This window comes from Adlercreutzia equolifaciens (assembly GCF_029076695.1).
GTDB classification, from domain to species: Bacteria; Actinomycetota; Coriobacteriia; order Coriobacteriales; family Eggerthellaceae; genus Adlercreutzia; species Adlercreutzia equolifaciens_A.
In genome coordinates this window covers 1-519 of the sequence record NZ_JARFIK010000013.1, presented here as the reverse complement: position 1 = coordinate 519, position 519 = coordinate 1, and the positions used below count along the sequence as shown (strand labels likewise).

Here is a 519-nt window from a genome sequence, read left to right as displayed (position 1 = left end):
GGAAGTGGGGAAAATTAACCACGTAACCATTGAGCACACACCGGCTGGAAAATATTTTGCAGTTTTAAATGTTGATTTTGAACCGGAACCACGTCAGAATGGTGGTGGTACAATTGGAATTGATGTGGGAATCAAAACGTTCTATTCTGACAGTAATGGAAATACGGTATCAAATCCCAGATATCTGGAACGCTCGATGCGAAAGCTCATAAGAGAACAGCGCAGACTTTCCCGGAAGCGGAAAGATTCCCATAACCGGGAGAAGCAGCGGATCAAAGTAGCCAGAGTACATGAGAAAGTAACGAATCAAAGAAACGATTTCCTGCAGAAGCAGTCAACGATGCTGGTGCGCGAAAACCAAACCATCTGCATCGAAGATTTGAATGTGAAAGGAATGATCCGGAACCATAAACTGGCAAAATCCATAGCAAGTGTTTCCTGGGCAAAGTTTTTTGAAATGCTGGAATATAAGGCGATTTGGTATGGAAATGAAATACGCAGAGTACCAACGATGTATCC

General features: G+C 43.0%; 1 protein-coding gene. It reads left to right on the top strand.

Annotated elements, in window-relative coordinates; all coding sequences use genetic code 11:
- Nucleotides 1-519, top strand: a 519-nt coding sequence (locus tag PZH32_RS11210) for an RNA-guided endonuclease TnpB family protein (RefSeq protein WP_275208329.1), incomplete at both ends; no start/stop codon positions are given.